The 16,371-nt window shown below is 44.2% G+C and carries 14 protein-coding genes; 5 read left to right on the forward strand and 9 right to left on the reverse strand.

Annotation, left to right across the window (positions count from 1 at the left end; translation table 11 throughout):
• The first annotated feature begins 35 nt into the window (after positions 1 to 35).
• From recG to FTD44_RS05530, 3 genes are all read left to right on the forward strand, one after another.
• Positions 36 to 2,129, forward strand: a complete 2,094-nt coding sequence (gene recG, locus FTD44_RS05520) for an ATP-dependent DNA helicase RecG (RefSeq protein WP_222165540.1) — start codon at positions 36 to 38, stop codon at positions 2,127 to 2,129.
• A 67-nt stretch (positions 2,130 to 2,196) separates the two neighbouring features.
• The gene (locus FTD44_RS05525; protein ID WP_129020058.1) at positions 2,197 to 2,862 is read left to right on the forward strand and encodes a peptidylprolyl isomerase; all 666 of its coding nucleotides are present in this window, start codon (positions 2,197 to 2,199) and stop codon (positions 2,860 to 2,862) included.
• Positions 2,863 to 2,877: 15 nt separating this feature from the next.
• Complete coding sequence (locus FTD44_RS05530; RefSeq protein ID WP_222165541.1) at positions 2,878 to 3,642, forward strand: TIGR02757 family protein; 765 nt, start codon at positions 2,878 to 2,880, stop codon at positions 3,640 to 3,642.
• A gap of 50 nt (positions 3,643 to 3,692) precedes the next feature.
• Here the strand turns inward: FTD44_RS05530 and FTD44_RS05535 are convergent, their stop codons facing one another.
• Entirely contained in the window at positions 3,693 to 5,093 is a 1,401-nt protein-coding gene (locus FTD44_RS05535) for an MBL fold metallo-hydrolase RNA specificity domain-containing protein (protein ID WP_222165542.1), read from the reverse strand.
• Positions 5,094 to 5,215: 122 nt separating this feature from the next.
• Between FTD44_RS05535 and FTD44_RS05540 the strand changes: the two genes are divergently transcribed.
• The gene (locus FTD44_RS05540; protein WP_246625354.1) at positions 5,216 to 7,345 is read left to right on the forward strand and encodes a prolyl oligopeptidase family serine peptidase; all 2,130 of its coding nucleotides are present in this window, start codon (positions 5,216 to 5,218) and stop codon (positions 7,343 to 7,345) included.
• A 65-nt stretch (positions 7,346 to 7,410) separates the two neighbouring features.
• Here FTD44_RS05540 and FTD44_RS05545 read toward each other — a convergent pair whose 3' ends face one another.
• From FTD44_RS05545 to FTD44_RS05560, 4 genes are all read right to left on the reverse strand, one after another.
• Entirely contained in the window at positions 7,411 to 9,648 is a 2,238-nt protein-coding gene (locus FTD44_RS05545) for a T9SS type A sorting domain-containing protein (RefSeq protein WP_222165543.1), read from the reverse strand.
• Between the two features lie 145 nt (positions 9,649 to 9,793).
• Positions 9,794 to 10,285 (reverse strand): hypothetical protein, encoded by a 492-nt coding sequence (locus tag FTD44_RS05550; protein ID WP_222165544.1) that lies wholly within the window; start codon positions 10,283 to 10,285, stop codon positions 9,794 to 9,796.
• A gap of 54 nt (positions 10,286 to 10,339) precedes the next feature.
• Positions 10,340 to 10,837, reverse strand: coding sequence for a hypothetical protein (locus FTD44_RS05555; RefSeq protein ID WP_222165545.1), 498 nt, complete (start codon positions 10,835 to 10,837; stop codon positions 10,340 to 10,342).
• Between the two features lie 53 nt (positions 10,838 to 10,890).
• Positions 10,891 to 11,388, reverse strand: a complete 498-nt coding sequence (locus tag FTD44_RS05560; protein WP_222165546.1) for a hypothetical protein — start codon at positions 11,386 to 11,388, stop codon at positions 10,891 to 10,893.
• Positions 11,389 to 11,695: 307 nt separating this feature from the next.
• On the opposite strand from FTD44_RS05560, the gene nadB reads away from it, so the two are divergent.
• The gene (gene nadB, locus FTD44_RS05565; RefSeq protein ID WP_222165547.1) at positions 11,696 to 13,291 is read left to right on the forward strand and encodes an L-aspartate oxidase; all 1,596 of its coding nucleotides are present in this window, start codon (positions 11,696 to 11,698) and stop codon (positions 13,289 to 13,291) included.
• 32 nt (positions 13,292 to 13,323) lie between these two features.
• On the opposite strand, the gene FTD44_RS05570 is transcribed toward nadB, so the two are convergent.
• From FTD44_RS05570 to FTD44_RS05585, 4 genes are all read right to left on the reverse strand, one after another.
• Entirely contained in the window at positions 13,324 to 13,518 is a 195-nt protein-coding gene (locus tag FTD44_RS05570) for a GldL-related protein (protein WP_222165548.1), read from the reverse strand.
• A gap of 39 nt (positions 13,519 to 13,557) precedes the next feature.
• Positions 13,558 to 15,087, reverse strand: coding sequence for a SulP family inorganic anion transporter (locus FTD44_RS05575; RefSeq protein ID WP_222165549.1), 1,530 nt, complete (start codon positions 15,085 to 15,087; stop codon positions 13,558 to 13,560).
• Between the two features lie 103 nt (positions 15,088 to 15,190).
• On the reverse strand, positions 15,191 to 15,454 hold the full coding sequence (locus FTD44_RS05580) for a DUF3098 domain-containing protein (protein ID WP_129020068.1): 264 nt from the start codon (positions 15,452 to 15,454) through the stop codon (positions 15,191 to 15,193).
• 39 nt (positions 15,455 to 15,493) lie between these two features.
• Positions 15,494 to 16,342: a cell division protein FtsX gene (locus tag FTD44_RS05585; protein ID WP_129020069.1), complete on the reverse strand. Its 849-nt coding sequence runs from the start codon at positions 16,340 to 16,342 to the stop codon at positions 15,494 to 15,496.
• Positions 16,343 to 16,371 lie beyond the last annotated feature (29 nt).

Below are 16,371 nucleotides of genomic sequence, written 5' to 3' on the forward strand. Positions count from 1 at the left end.
AGCCCAAAACCATCAGCTACAGCGGAGAACCCATATTGCAAACCTCAGTCGAATTCCTGAAAGGAATCGGCTCCTTTAAGGCGGAACTGCTCCGCAAGGAACTGCATATCAGTACCTATGGAGATCTGCTCCATTACTTTCCCTACCGCTATATCGACGGCACCCAGGTGCAGAATATACAATCGTTACAGCCAGACCAGGAATGGGTACAGCTGAAGGGGATCATTATGAACTTTAATGAGCATGGCAGTGGTTTTAAGAAAAGGCTGACGGCCACACTATATGACCAGACGGGTCAGCTGGAACTGGTATGGTTTCAGGGCATCAGCTATGTACAGAAAAATATACAACCCAATACGGCGTACAGCATATTTGGTAAGCTGACCTTTTTTAATGGTTTCCCTACCATTACCCATCCAGAGATTGAAGCCATCAAACCGGGGCAGCATAATGCAGTGCCCACGATGCAACCCGCATACAGTGTAACAGAAAAACTGAGATCCAAGGGACTAAACAACCGTTCATTTGCAAAGGTGACCCAGGCACTGCTCGAAAAGATCAGACCGGGAGATATTTATGAAACGCTTCCTCCAAACATCCTGCAGCAGTACAATCTTTGCGGCCGGTACGAAGCCTTAAGCCAGATACACTTCCCTCAGAATGCTATGGCACAGCAACGCGCCAGCCACCGCCTTAAATGGGAGGAGCTATTGATCGCACAATTGAAAATCACACGTGCCAATATTCGCAATCACCAGCAACCGGGCTATGTGTTCGGTTCTGTGGGCGATCTGTTCAATACCTTCTACAACGATTACCTGCCTTTCGACCTTACCGGGGCTCAGAAAAGGGTTATTAAAGAAATCCGAACCGATACCCTGCAGGGAAGACAGATGAACCGGCTGGTACAGGGAGATGTGGGCAGTGGCAAGACAATGGTGGCCTTGCTGAGCATGCTTATAGCCGCAGATAACGGCTACCAGAGCTGTATGATGGCACCTACTGAGATATTAGCCCAGCAACACTTTCAGGGCATCAGAGATTTATTGAAAGATATGCCGGTCTCAATAGCCATCCTCACCGGGTCAGTAAAGACCAGGGAGCGCCGCCGTATACTGGAGGGTCTGAAAGAGGGCACTATACATATTGTTGTGGGTACCCATGCCCTGGTAGAAGATAAGGTTGCATTCCGGAACCTGGGCCTGGCGGTGATCGATGAGCAGCACCGTTTCGGGGTATCGCAAAGAGCTAAGCTATGGCAGAAAAATACATTACCACCGCATGTATTGGTCATGACGGCAACCCCTATTCCCCGCACACTGGCCATGACCCTGTACGGAGACCTGGACGTATCTGTTATTGACGAGTTACCTCCGGGACGCAAGCCTATTCACACCACCCACCGATTCGATGTGTACCGGTTCAAAATCATGGAATTCATCAAATATGAAATTGAAAAGGGGCGACAGATCTATATCGTATACCCTTTGATTGATGAGAGTGATAAGCTGGACTATGAGAGCCTGATCGCCAATTACGAGCAGGTCAAAACATACTTCCCCGATCCGAAATATAACGTGGCTATGGTTCATGGCCGTCAGCCTGCCGATGAAAAGGACCGGAACATGCAGCGCTTCGTTTCCGGCGAGGCCCATATACTGGTATCCACAACCGTAATCGAAGTGGGGGTAAATGTACCCAATGCATCAGTAATGCTGATCGAAAGTGCTGAACGCTTCGGGCTGTCCCAGCTACACCAGCTGCGTGGGCGTGTGGGGCGTGGCAGCGAAAAATCTTACTGCATATTGCTTACCGGGCAGGAGATCTCTAAAGAGAGTCGTCAGCGCATGAGTATCATGACGCAGACCAACGATGGCTTCCTGATTGCAGAAGAAGACCTGAAGATGCGTGGCCCGGGAGATATATACGGTACCCGCCAAAGTGGGGCACTCGATTTCAAAATTGCCGACATCATACAGGATGTAGCGCTGGTCGAAGAAACAAAAAAGGCAGCTGAGCTGATCTTATCTGAAGACCCCGGCCTTACCCATCCCAACCACAGAATGCTGTACCTGGCATTGCACCATAATAACCAGAGCAATACTTTGCAATGGAATAAGATCAGTTAAAAACAGGGATACATGGCTCAGCAATTATCCTTATTTTTGTCTGAATCTAAAAAAAGTATTACCCATTATGAAACGGATTTTATTATTAGCGGCTTTAATGAGTTCGGCTACATTTGCAGCTATTGCACAGAAATATAAAGCCATTATTAAAACCGATGCCGGCACAATCGAGGCTTTCCTGTATAACAATACTCCGCAACATACCAAGAACTTTGTAAAGCTGGCTAAATCGCACTTTTACGAAGGCGTACTGTTCCACCGTGTTATTCCTGATTTCATGATCCAGTCCGGCGATCCTAATTCCAAAAAGACGAAAGCCGGCGAAATGCTGGGTGATGGCGATGTGGGATATAAAGTACCTGCTGAGTTCCGCTATGAGTATTTTCACAAAAGAGGTGCTTTAGCTGCAGCACGGGACAACAATCCTGAAAAAGCTTCTTCCGGATGCCAGTTCTATATCGTAGATGGTAAAAAATATACCGATGCGGAGCTGGATCAGATTGAAAAGCGCAACAATAAAAAAATACCGGATGCACAGAGAAAAATCTATAAAACTATAGGTGGTACTCCGTTCCTGGATGGCAATTACACTGTTTTCGGTGAGGTAACTAAAGGTATGGATGTTGTGGAGAAAATAGTGAACCAGCCCCGCAATCAGGCCGATCGTCCGAATAAGGATCAGCACATTCAGTCTGTAAAAATCAAGAAAAAATGGCTGGGCATCTGGTGGTAAACTAACAAAGCGTACATGTATACTAACGTAAAAAAACTACTGGATCTGAAATATGAGACCTATCATAATGAAGCCTTCATAAAGAAAGATCCGGTTTCTATACCACATTTATTTTCCCAAGTACAGGATATTGAAATTGCTGCATTTTTTGCAGCAATTTTAGCATGGGGCAATCGTACCATGATCCTGAATAACTGCCGCAGGTTGCTGGAGATGATGGACAATGCTCCTTACCAGTTTGTATTACAACATGAAGAGCAGGACCTCAAACCCCTGTTCCATTTTGTACACCGTACATTTAACGGTACAGATCTGTTACATTTTATTGCTTTCTTCAAAGCGCATTACAGCAAATACGAACTGCTGGAAAGTGCCTTTATCCCCCCGGGAAGTGAGGCGGTAAATGTAGAACGATCACTGAATCATTTCCATCACTATTTCTTCAGTATACCGGATGCTGCAGAGCGCACCCGTAAGCATATTGCCAGCCCGGAACGGGGCTCCGCCTGTAAGCGGTTAAATATGTTCCTGCGCTGGATGATCCGGAAAGACAGCCCGGTAGACCTGGGTATATGGAATTACCTGACTCCGGCACAACTTATTTGTCCATTAGATACGCATGTGGCAGATGTATCCCGCAGACTGGGACTAATCGAGCGCAAGCAAAATGACTGGAAAACGGCTATACAACTTACCGAACACCTGCGTGCATTCGATCCGGAAGACCCGGTGAAATATGATTATGCTTTATTTGCATTGGGCGTGGAAGAACGTTTTTAAAATACTGAGGCGCGGGCTTTGCCCGCGCCTCAGTATTTTAAAAACGTATTTTATATCGTTACCTGCTGATGCAGCCTTGGGATGTGTACTACGCCGAAACCCTTAGCCAGCAACCGTTCGCGGAAAGCACGCTGCGGTTCATATTCTCCATGCACCAGGAATACCTGCTGCACTTTTGACGCATCCTGGCAGGAAATCCAATGCAGGAGGTCGTTATAGTCTCCATGAGCACTCATGCTCTCAATCACTTTTACCCTCGCATTCACCTCATAACCCTTACCGAAAATGGTGACATCTTTCTGACCGGACTTCAGTTTTCCGCCCAATGAATTAGGTTCACAATATCCTACGATCAATATTGTATTGCGAGTATTCTCAATATTATTGGCAATATGATGTTTCACCCTTCCTGCTTCTGCCATACCGGAAGAAGAGATGATGACACAAGGATCGTTGCGCAGATTCAATGCTTTGGAAGCATCTACGTTTTTGATCATGGTCAATCCAGGAAATGCAAAAGGATCATCATCACGTTTCATCACTTCCTGCACCTCATCATTAAACAATTCCGGAAAGCGTTTAGTCAGTTCCGTAGCTTCTACAGACAGAGGACTGTCTACATAATAAGGTACCGGTGGTAAGCGCTTTTGTAAGGACAGTGCATTGAGGGCATACAGCAGTTCCTGTGTACGGCCCACACTGAAAGAAGGTATGATCAGTTTACCTTTTTTAACCAGGCAGGTTTCTACAATAATCTCCAGGAATCGCTCCAGTGAAGGTTGTAAGCGATTATGCTCCCGGTCTCCGTAAGTACTTTCCATCAGCACAATATCTGCCTGCGGGAAAGGAGCCGGAGCATCCAGGATGGCGTCGTCATAACGCCCCACATCTCCGCTGAATGTTATATGTTTGGTCGCACCCTCTTCTTCTATTTTCAGGTGCACGCAGGTGCTGCCGATAATATGTCCTGCTTCAGTATGCAGCACGCTGATCTGCGGATCGATCTGGTACCATTCGCCCAGGGGTGCAGCCTGCATTAAGGCAGTTGCCTTGTCTACATCTTCTTCTGTATACAGGGGCTCGATTAAAGGCCTGCCCTGACGCTTTCTTCTTTTATTGATATAAGTGGCCTCACTTTCCTGAATCCGGGCAGAATCGGCCAGCAATAGCCCCGCCAATGCCGCTGTGGCTTCGGTACAGAATATTTTACCCTTAAACCCTTCCAGTACCAGCTTGGGCAGTAAACCTACATGGTCGATATGTGCATGCGACAGCACCACATAATCTATCGTAGCAGGATTAAAACCAAAATGAGCATTCAGCTCCATGGTTTCACTACCCATACCCTGGAACATACCACAATCCAGCAGTACCTGTTTGCCACTATCCAGTGTAATGAGGTGTTTGGAGCCGGTTACCGTACGGGCCGCCCCGTGAAATCCTATTTTCATAATTATAATTAAAAATGATCAGTAATATAGCCTGACGGCCTGTTGAGAATAGATTCCAAGTTACAGATTAAAGTGTTACAATCTTCTAAATTGTTTATTTTTGGTCAGCATAAATCATTTATATGAAAAAATCTCTTCTGCCTCTGGCCTCGCTGTTACTCATGGCCCAGATGTCAAACGCACAACATATGAATTATCCTCAGACCCGTAAAGAAGACCAGGCCGACAATTATTTCGGTCAGAAGGTGACCGATCCTTACCGCTGGCTGGAACAAGATACGGCCAAAGAAACGGAAGCCTGGGTACAGTCCCAAAACCAGTTTACCAATGCATACCTGCAACAGATTCCTTACCGCGATGCCATCAGAGAAAGACTGACGCAGTTATGGAATTATGAAAAATATTCTGCTCCTTTCAAAAACGGGCAATACTATACTTTCTACAAAAATGACGGTTTACAGAACCAGTCTGTGCTTTATATCCAGACTGGCATTAATGGCAAGCCAGAAGTATTACTGGACCCGAACAAATTATCCAGCGATGGAACGGTAGCCTTACAGGCGACAGCTTTCTCCAAAAAAGAAAAATACTTTGCATATGCAGTATCAGCCTCCGGTAGTGACTGGCAGGAAATATATGTGCTGGATGTAAAAACAAAGAAGCTGCTCTCTGAAAAAATTGAGTATGTAAAATTCACCGGTATCTCCTGGAAAGGTGAAGAAGGCTTTTACTACAGCGGTTATTCCAAGCCTAAAGATGAGGCCACCAAATATTCTGCAAAAACAGAATACCAGAAAGTATTCTTCCATAAAATAGGCACTGCACAAAGTGAAGATATACTGGTGTATGAAGACAAGGAACATCCATTACGCTATGTAGGCGCAGACCTTACCGAAGATGAGCGCTTCCTTGTGCTGGGTATTTCAGAAGGTACAGATGGTAGCGAGATCAAGATCAAAGACCTGAAAGATGCAACTGCTACAGGTTTTACCACTATCGTACCAGGCTTCGAAACCAATGCTTCTGTAGTAGATAACATTGGCGATAAAATCGTACTGAACACCAATAACGGTGCTCCGAATTATAAAGTAGTTTTACTGGATCCAAAAAATCCAGCGGCAGCCAACTGGCAAACCATCATTCCGGAACAGAAAGAAAAACTGGAAGGCGTGGGTACTGCAGGTGGCAAACTGTTTGCCAATTACCTGAAAAATGCGGTAAGCGTTGTAGAACAATATGACTATAAAGGCAAGAAAGAACGTATTGTTGACCTACCCGGATTAGGTACTGCAAGCGGCTTTGGTGCACATAAAGACGATAAGGATTTCTATTATACCTATACTTCATTCATTAACCCTCCTACGATTTATCATTATGATATTGCCACAGGAAAGTCTACCCTGTTCCGCAAGTCCAGTGCCAAATTCAACCCGGAAGAGTATGAGACAAAACAGGTCTTCTATCCTTCTAAAGACGGTACTAAAGTACCTATGTTCATTACCTACAAAAAAGGTATGAAGCTGGATGGTAATAATCCTACCATGCTGTATGCATATGGCGGGTTCAACATCAGTCTGACCCCATCATTCTCTATGGCACTGATTCCGTTCCTGGAAAGTGGTGGTGTATACTGCCTGGCCAATCTGCGTGGTGGTGGCGAGTTTGGCGAAGAATGGCACAAAGGAGGTATGCTGTCTAATAAGCAAAATGTATTTGACGACTTTATCTCTGGTGCTGAATTCCTGATCAAAGAAAAATATACTTCCAGTAGCAAGCTCGCTATCCGCGGTGGTTCTAACGGAGGTCTGCTGGTAGGCGCCTGCCTCACACAGCGCCCCGATCTGTATGCAGTAGCTATCCCGCAGGTAGGCGTACTGGATATGCTGCGCTATCATAAATTCACTGTAGGCTGGGGTTGGGCTGTAGAGTACGGCAGCAGCGATAACCAGGATCAGTTCAGCTACCTGATCAAATACTCCCCTTTGCACAATGTCAAGAAAGGCACCTGCTACCCTGCAACGATGATCACCACTGCCGATCATGATGACCGTGTAGTACCGGCGCACTCTTTCAAATTTGCAGCGACCCTGCAGGAAAATCAAGGCTGCGAAAAACCGAATCTGATCCGTATCGACTCCAAAGCCGGGCACGGCGCCGGTAAGCCAACAACAAAAGTAATTGATGAAGCCGCTGACATCTGGGCATTCACTTTATGGAATATGGGCATTAAAAACCTGAAGTTTCCTAAATAAATACAATTCAAGATTTCAATTTAATAAGAAGGCTATCCCGACGGGATAGCCTTCTTTGTTGTCAATTAATATTTCTGAAATTTCAACTGCTCTTTTTTACCTTCTTGCCGAACTTCCATAACATAAGCTCCTTCCGGGAGTTGCGTTATGTTCAACATTCTGTCTTGTGCCAGCTTATTCTGCGCTACAACTACTCCTTTCATATTGATGATCTGGTAATCAACCACTTCATTCTCCTTAAATGATTTGCCCAGTATAATCGTTATACGATTATTAGCCGGATTAGGAAATACAATTGTTTGATTTGCTTTAATTACCGGAAATGGCAATGCAGCATTATACTGAATTTCTGTTTGATCAAAATCATCGAAGTAAATGTATGGCTCCAGATTTGTCATATACACATCATCAATCATACTGTGTATAGCAATAGTATCACTAATATCTTCTACCATTTTATTGGCCACTGCCTCATATACATTTCGTTCTAATGTTATACTATCTTCTTCACTGAGTCTCGTCTGCAGATAAATAGCAGAGCCATCTTTCTCCTTATAGGTCTCCGGCTTACCATATGTAGGTGCGACCATATTCAGTGCATTTTTAGCGCCATAAAACATCCGCTGACCACAGGCATTGGTTACTTTAAGTGACCAGTTTACACTGTAATAAAAAATACCCCAATGCATAAATCGTGGCGTCTGTATGGAAGAACCATAAGCATGATACGTATGGCTGCCCGCTAATGGATGGGAATAGTTAACAACCCACTCATAAGTGGTACCTGACTGCGGGTTGAGCACTTGCAGGCTCAGGCCCATTTTAAAAGGGAATATGTTCTGAAAACAAGATACCAGTTGGTTACTTACTGTACCATTCTGCACCAGTTTATTTATTTTATTTGAAGGACATCCATCGGGTGTATACTGATACTGTAGCAGCGCTGTATTGGCCGGTGTGGGACTGGCTGTATTGTTTTGTACATATACTGTACTGCCCTGGTTTGCATAACCGGTAATGTTTAAAGAGTTATTATCGACAGACCAGGTTCCTCCTGTTACCGGTGGACTTACCGAAAATGCTGCTGTACCACATACATAAGCAGGTCCAGTGATCTGCGACGAACTGTTACATATTTCGCTATACCCATCAAGCTCAGGGTGGCGCTGATATATTTTTACATAATCAACTTCCGCCTCACCCATCTCCGTAATACCTGATGTAGCCGGGCCGTGAACAGCATCCACACCAGTGGTAATATTAAAATTACAATTAGAGTTATCCCTTCTGTAAGGGAAACCGTAGGTAACTTTATAGGTTCCATTTGGGTTACAACCCGAACCTACTTTAACGGTATAGGTAAAGCCGCTGCCTGCGCTAAAAGAAGCCTCTTTGTAATATTTCCACATGGTTTGCACCAGCTCATTGTCCAGGTAGAAGCGGATGACGGTAGTATCCCACTCACAGGTATACGTATGCCAGTCATTCAGATACAGGTAATTGCCTGCCATCCAGTTGATATACTTTTGCCGGGGATACTGGATATCTTTTGCATTTTGTGAGGCATTTCTATCTAAATGGTAGGGTAATGGTGGCGGAGCAGTATCTTTTTGTTCTCGACCCCATGCATGGGTGGGATAAGACATTTTAGTTCTGTAACGGTTAAAGGTAAAAGGATTACCTCCATACTGCCCACTCCAGTCCGGCCCGTAACTTTCGGCCATATCGATTTCATTTACACCTACGTAGCTTCCCTTCCAGGTCCATATCGTAGTATGGGCTTTGGGAAAGACGGGCATTTTCATGCGCACCTCAAACTTACCGGCATTAAAAGCTCTTTTCTGATTCTGGTAGTAATAACGGGTCGATATTTTTCCTGTGGTATAATATTCGGTCTGACCATCTGCAGCGGTAAAAACCTGATTCTTTACCTTCAGCTTTACAGTACCATTACTTACCACCACATTTTCATCCAGGTCCCCGGCATTCCATACATCAACATTATTCACCTTCCACCAGCCGGATTTACGGGAATTGGCATTCTGGCAGTAATCATTATAATACCAGCCTCCATTGGGCAGCGGCTGCTGCATACCCAGCCAGGAGCCATAGGTGATCCATTTGGCGCTATCCAGGCTATTGCCATTAAAATCATCAAATAGTACCAGCTTCCAGGGGCTGTTATCGCAGATCTGCGGATTAGCACCGGAAGTGAAGGTACGATCGGGCAGCCATGAATCCTGCGCATGGGAAAGACCACACAAGCCAGATGTGAGGAGCAGGGCAGTTAGGTGTTTTTTCATAAAACGGTTTATGCTTTTAATAGTTAAGAAATAAAATATTATAATCCAGTCAAGATTGATGGGCATAGCAAAGCCCGACAGTACAAGTTTATTGTACCGTTTGCAAAAAGGTTAGCCGTAAAATCAGAGGAGATTAGGGAAGAAACTAGCGTACTGTAATATTCTTGGGTTCATATATGGTACCCCTGACTAATATGCTGTCATTCCCTTTGATATAGTAGCTATTTGTAGGATCAGGAAAATAAGAGTAGAACCAGGTAGGATTGATAATATATTTACCTCTACCATTATATTCATAAACGTCTAACTTAGTTTGATTCTGCTTGTCTGTATAATACTGAATTTGATCCAAAACAAAACCAATAGGTACTAAAGAGTCCCCTGTTCCTCCGTAGCTCAAAATGTAAGAGCCAGATGTTGGAAATTTATGAATATTAAAACTAAGTCCAAAATGAATAGTTTTCTCATCAACTTTATCTTTGAAATAAAGTTCAGGCTCTCCCATAATATAGTAGCCTTCAACATTTCGGGTGCTTATGCTCTTTCCATCAATATATAGTTCAGATCTTTCATTTCGATCTTTGTTACAAGCAATAAAGAAGATCAAAGCAGATAATAATAGTATTGTATATTTCATAAAAGTGTTTTTGGTGGTATGCAATTTTAATAAGTTTAGATTACCTTGATAAGATTAGCGCATGCTTTTATCTTTGGCTTCGTATATTGTACCCCAAAAACGGATACTGTCATTACCTTCAATTAATTTGCTGCTATCAGCCGGATCAGGTACCTGTATACGTAACCAAGTTGGCTCAATAACGTATTTACCCAATCCATCTTCCTCTGTTGCCAAAACAGTAGATGTACTATGGGAGGAAGCTAGATAAATTTTATGATCAAGAATAAGTCCTGTCGCTGCAAACCCAGTCAGCTTGTCCCTTTTAATCAGGAACTGCCCTGTATTTGGAAAATAAGACAAATAAAACCCAAAGGCCACCTGCATATCAACGCCATCAAGCTTATCGTTGTAAACTAGCTCAGCAACTCCGCTCTTTATGTAAGCTTCAAACTTTCGGGTTTCATATTGTTTACCATCAATATAGAAAGTAGATTTTTCGTTCCGGTTCTTATTGCAGGCAGCAAATCCCCAAAGGAATAAAACGGATAATAGCAATTTAGTGTAGTTCATAATGGTGCGTTTGGTAATATGAAATTAATAAAATAACCCATTTAGTATTTAGCCTAGTAAATAATAGCAGAGAAATGGATACTATCATTACCTTCTATAGCTTTACTACTATCATTGGGATCTGGTAACTGTATCCGCAACCAGGTCGGCTCAATAACGTATTTACCTAAACCATCTTCTTCGGTTGCCCAAACAATAGATGTATTATGAGAAGGAACTAAATACATTTCTTTATCAAGAATAATACCAAGGACTGCATTACCAGATTGCTTGTACCTTCTAAGCGGAAATTGTCCGGCTTTGGGAAAATATGGCAAGTAAAATCCAAAGCCAACATAAATATCGCTTTCATGCTGTTTCCCGGAATAAACCATGTCAGCTAATTCATGCCCCGTTCCCACTCTATCTGTTTCACTATACTCAAACTTCCGGGTTTCATATTCTATGCCATTAATATAAAAAGTAGATTTCCTATTTCGGGATTTACTACAGGCAATGAAACCCAAGGCGATCAAGGCCAATAAGGCCATTTTATACCGATAGATTTTCATGGTGCAGGAATTAAAGTTTACCTAAAACTACAAGCAAAATCATATATACATTTCTATTATTTTACTGTTAAATTGTTAATAATTTAGCTTAAAACAATGTTCTGTAAAGGATTTTACGTAAACTTCTGAGCACCAGTATTCTTTACATTCTGAACAATCAATACTAACTTTTCTATATCAATTTGTTTCCTACATTTGTATAGTACATTGCATATATTGATGTATTTTGAACAGTGTGCATCAGTAAACAAGATCGCCATATTTGATGTGATCTCTATAAAACTTATACTATAAAACTTATAATGTTTTGCAGACAGACTTTCTAATTATCGGTTCCGGGATTGCCGGACTCACCTTTGCCATCAAAACGGCACAACGATTCCCTGAAGCCAAGATCACTTTGCTGACCAAGGCTCAGGAGGATAATGAAACCAATACCAAATATGCACAGGGCGGGATCGCGGTAGTAGATACCGATGGTGATAGCTTTGACAAACATATAAAGGATACCCTCATTGCCGGTGACGGATTGTGTAATGAGGAGGTGGTGAAAATTGTGGTTACTGAAGGCCCGCAGATGGTACAGGAGATGATCGACTGGGGTACCCGCTTTGATAAAGATGCGCAGGGGGAATACCTGAGGGGTAAAGAAGGCGGACATTCCGACTTCCGCATCCTGCATTACAAAGATATTACCGGCTGGGAAATCGAACGTGCATTGCTGGAAGAAGTCAAGCGTTTTGACAATATCCATATCTTCAAAAACTATTTTGTGGTGGATATTATTACACAACACCACCTGGGACACCTGGTGACCAAATCGACACCGGATATTACCTGCTATGGTGTATATGTGCTCAATAAAGAGACCAATCATATAGAGAAGATACTGGGTAAGGTAACGCTTATGGCGACCGGCGGTGCCGGACAGGTGTACCGCAGTACGACCAATCCAAAGATTGCGACGGGAGATGGTATTGCTATGGTATACCGTGCCAAAGGACGTATCGAAAATATGGAGTTTATACAGTTCCACCCTACTGCCCTGTACGAAGTGGGCGTCAGTCCTTCTTTCCTGATTACGGAAGCAGTGCGTGGCGATGGAGGTATCTTACGCAATGTGCATGGAGAGGCTTTTATGCCTCGCTATGATGAACGTAAAGACCTGGCTCCACGCGATATTGTAGCCCGCGCTATAGATAATGAAATGAAGGTAACGGGTGCATCGCACGTATACCTTGATTGCCGTCATATGGATCAGGAAAAATTCCTGCATCACTTCCCCAACATCTATGAGAAGTGTAAAAGCATCGGTATAGATGTATTTACACAAATGATACCGGTAGCTCCGGCAGCACATTACTGCTGCGGAGGTATTAAAACGGATACACGCGGACAGACCTCAATCATGCATTTACTAGCCTGCGGCGAATGCAGCAGTACGGGCTTACATGGTGCGAATCGCCTGGCGAGCAACTCCCTGTTAGAGGCACTGGTATATGGCAACCGCTGTGCAGACCGGGCTGCAGAACTATACCTGAACAGCACCTTCCGCGACGATATTCCGGACTGGAATGCGGATGGTACAGGAGAACCGAAAGAGATGATCCTGATCACGCAGACCCGTAAAGAGCTGGAATCAATTATGAGTGATTATGTGGGTATCGTACGTAATGATGTGCGGCTGCAAAGGGCTATGCGCCGCCTGGATCTCCTGCATGATGAAACGGAAGCCCTGTATGAAACCAGTACGCTCTCTCCGCAACTGGTCGAGCTGCGCAACCTGATCACGATCGGCTACCTGATTGTAAAAGGGGCTCAGTTCCGTAAAGAGAGCCGGGGCCTGCATTACACTACAGATTATCCCGGAAAGAATGAGATACTACAGAATATTGTTTTGTAATAGAAAAAGGAAGCACATGTGTGCTTCCTTTTTTACTGATGATACTTTTTAGCCCTGCGGATAAAGTATATAGCCAGTAATATTACACCAACTACCTCGCCCAGCATGCCCAGGGCGAGCATCATCGCTGCACCAGGCAGGTGTTCCAGCTTGAATAAAGAACCGACGAGTGTGATGATAATTCCTGCAGCGGTCAGAATGATTGCGGTAATGACTAATGATTTCATGTTTTTATATCTGTTTTTCGGGTGTACAAATTATAATGCTTACTCCTGGCTCATTACTTTATAAGTCGGGTCTTTCATAATATTTACCTCTATCACAGTAGCGGCGTTTTGCAATATTTTCCGGCAGTCTTCACTCAGGTGGCGCAGGCGCAATATCTTAGCCTGCTGCTGGTAGCGCTCTGTCAGTTTATGCAGCATTTCGATAGCGCTCATATCTGCCACACGGCTTTCTTTAAAGTCGATGATCACTTCGGCAGGATCATTTACCGGATCAAATTTTTCTGCAAAAGCGGAAACAGAACCGAAGAATATGGGTCCGTAAATCTCATAATGTTTCACTCCGTTTTCATCGACATACTTACGGGCACGAATGCGTTTGGCATTATCCCAGGCAAATACCAGCGCGGCAATGACTACACCGGCCAATACAGCCAGCGCGAGGTTATGCAATAGCACAGTAATCACTGCAACGGTAATGCCTACAAATATATCTGATTTAGGCATTTTGTTGATGATGCGAAACGACACCCACTGGAAAGTCCCAATTGCCACCATCATCATCACACCTACCAATGCAGCCATAGGTATCTTTTCTATAAAAGGTGCGCCCACCAGGATGATGATGAGTATAGTAACGGAAGCGATAATACCGGCCAGTCTGGCACGGGAACCGGCATTAATATTGACCAGCGTTTGCGCTACCATGGCACAACCTCCCATGCCTCCGAAAAGGCCATTGGTCACATTGGCCGCACCCTGTGCCATAGCTTCCCTGTTGGCATTTCCCTTTGTACCGGTAATCTCATCAACCATAGACAAGGTAAGCAATGACTCGATCAGGCCCACACCTGCCATAACAAGAGAGAAAGGAAAAATGATCTTTAGGGTATCCAGTGAAAAGGATACCAAGGGAATATGAAATGCCGGCAGGTTACCGCTGATATGGGCAATATCCGCTACCGTTCTGGTCTGTATACCGAAACCCGCAACGATGGCAAATACGACCAATATAGCCACAAGCGATGCCGGGACGGCTTTGGTCATTTTCGGAAAAAAATATACAATGGCAATGGTCAGTAAAGTTAATCCCAGCATCACGTACAGGGCATTACCCTGCAACCACTGGGTGCCACCGGCAGTTTTGAACTGTACTACCTGCGCCATAAAGATGATGATAGCCAGGCCATTCAGGAAACCATACATTACCGGCTGTGGAATGAGGCGTACAAACTTTGCCAGCTTCAGTGCACCGACCAGGAACTGCAATACTCCGGCCAGCAACACAGCTGCAAACAGGTACTCCACGCCATGATCTTTGGCCAGGGCAATTAGTACGACCACCGTGGCTCCGGCACCGCCGGAAACCATTCCCGGACGGCCTCCGAAGATGGCTGTGACCAATCCCATCAGGAAGGCGGCATACAGACCGGTAAGCGGACTAAGGCCAGCCAGGATCGCAAAAGACAGCGACTCCGGGATCATGGTCATCGCTACGGTAAGCCCGGCTAGTATTTCATTTTTATAATTAACCTTCCGGCTAAAATCAAATGGACTGGTAAAAAAAGGCATAATGAATAAAACTGAAAACAGCAGCGGTGCGGGGGATTACAAAAAGAAGCGCTCCGGGCAGAAGCCTGAAGCGCAATATATAAGGTCGGTGAGGAGAAACGGATTATCCTTTTACGTTCGTTTTAGGCTTACGCATGATAGCTACGATCTCAACAATGAATCCCAGGATCACCACAATCGGTGCCAGCGTGATTCTTCTGAAACTGAAGATATCTTTTGAATACACATTAGGATCGTCACTTTTACCACCTGCCATCAGCATGAAGCCGATAACGATCAATGCCAGTCCGGCAAACATCAGGTAATAGTTCTCTTTGCTAAACTGAAATGTCTTTGGTGAATTGCTTTTATTATTGGGTAATGCCATTGATTGAATATTAGAATGCCAAAAATAGTAAATTATTTTTTAATACAAATCCTCAACTTTAAGTTTAAGATACTTTAATACAGAACGGTGTGTACTGATCAGGGATATCAACACACCCAGTATCAGTACCAGTACCAGTAAAGCGATAAACAGGGTATTGTCACTGAATGCGTTCAGTTCCGGAAAGCGGCTCAGTACAAAGGATTTTAAACCCAGGATTGCTACAATAGCCACCGCTGCACTGATCAGTCCGCTGAAGATCGCAGAGCGGTCAAAAGGACGGGCAATAAAGCGATGGGTTGCGCCCACCATCTGCATGGTCTTAATGGTATGACGGCTGCTGAACATGGATAAACGAACAGTATTGTCGATGAGGAAGATAACACTGAACAGTAAGATCAGAGAAACTACCGCCAGGATAATGCTGACACGGTTAAGTGTGCTGTCCAGCGTGTTGACGATCGGTTTGGGATATACTACTTCACGCACAATATTACTCTGCAACATGAATTTCTTGATCTTCTCCATGCTGTCTGTATTCACATAGCCCGGATACAGATTTACATTAAGAGAGGTATACAGCGGGTTGAAGTCCAGCAGTTCGGTAAAGTCTTCATCGTACTCTTTAGAAAACTGTGCAGCGGCTTCTTCCTTTGTGATCATTTTGACCTGGGATACAAAACCCTGTTTTTCCAGTATTTTCTGCAACTCATCCGCTTTTTCCTGGCGGGTATTATCGTGCATGATGACCTGCATCTGTACATTTCCTTTCAGGAATTTGTTCATGCCGCGGCCATTCAGCATCAGCCAGCCCAGTGAGCCCAGCAGGAATAATACCAGCGCTACGCCGATGATGGAGTATATATAAGAAGGTGTTATTTTCTTCATCTGATCTGTTTAAGCTTATCCGGTATAAT

Source organism: Edaphocola aurantiacus (assembly GCF_019797745.1).
In the GTDB taxonomy this organism is placed as follows: Bacteria; Bacteroidota; Bacteroidia; order Chitinophagales; family Chitinophagaceae; genus Edaphocola; species Edaphocola aurantiacus.

Bases quoted from the DNA above. Each gene is read 5' to 3' on its own strand.
- FTD44_RS05525 (WP_129020058.1), top strand. From the start codon at position 2,197: ATGAAACGGATTTTATTATTAGCGGCTTTAATGAGTTCGGCTACATTT.
- FTD44_RS05530 (WP_222165541.1), top strand. From the start codon at position 2,878: ATGTATACTAACGTAAAAAAACTACTGGATCTGAAATATGAGACCTAT.
- FTD44_RS05535 (WP_222165542.1), bottom strand. From the start codon at position 5,093: ATGAAAATAGGATTTCACGGGGCGGCCCGTACGGTAACCGGCTCCAAA.
- FTD44_RS05540 (WP_246625354.1), top strand. From the start codon at position 5,216: ATGAAAAAATCTCTTCTGCCTCTGGCCTCGCTGTTACTCATGGCCCAG.
- FTD44_RS05545 (WP_222165543.1), bottom strand. From the start codon at position 9,648: ATGAAAAAACACCTAACTGCCCTGCTCCTCACATCTGGCTTGTGTGGT.
- FTD44_RS05550 (WP_222165544.1), bottom strand. From the start codon at position 10,285: ATGAAATATACAATACTATTATTATCTGCTTTGATCTTCTTTATTGCT.
- FTD44_RS05555 (WP_222165545.1), bottom strand. From the start codon at position 10,837: ATGAACTACACTAAATTGCTATTATCCGTTTTATTCCTTTGGGGATTT.
- FTD44_RS05560 (WP_222165546.1), bottom strand. From the start codon at position 11,388: ATGAAAATCTATCGGTATAAAATGGCCTTATTGGCCTTGATCGCCTTG.
- FTD44_RS05570 (WP_222165548.1), bottom strand. From the start codon at position 13,518: ATGAAATCATTAGTCATTACCGCAATCATTCTGACCGCTGCAGGAATT.
- FTD44_RS05575 (WP_222165549.1), bottom strand. From the start codon at position 15,087: ATGCCTTTTTTTACCAGTCCATTTGATTTTAGCCGGAAGGTTAATTAT.
- FTD44_RS05580 (WP_129020068.1), bottom strand. From the start codon at position 15,454: ATGGCATTACCCAATAATAAAAGCAATTCACCAAAGACATTTCAGTTT.
- FTD44_RS05585 (WP_129020069.1), bottom strand. From the start codon at position 16,342: ATGAAGAAAATAACACCTTCTTATATATACTCCATCATCGGCGTAGCG.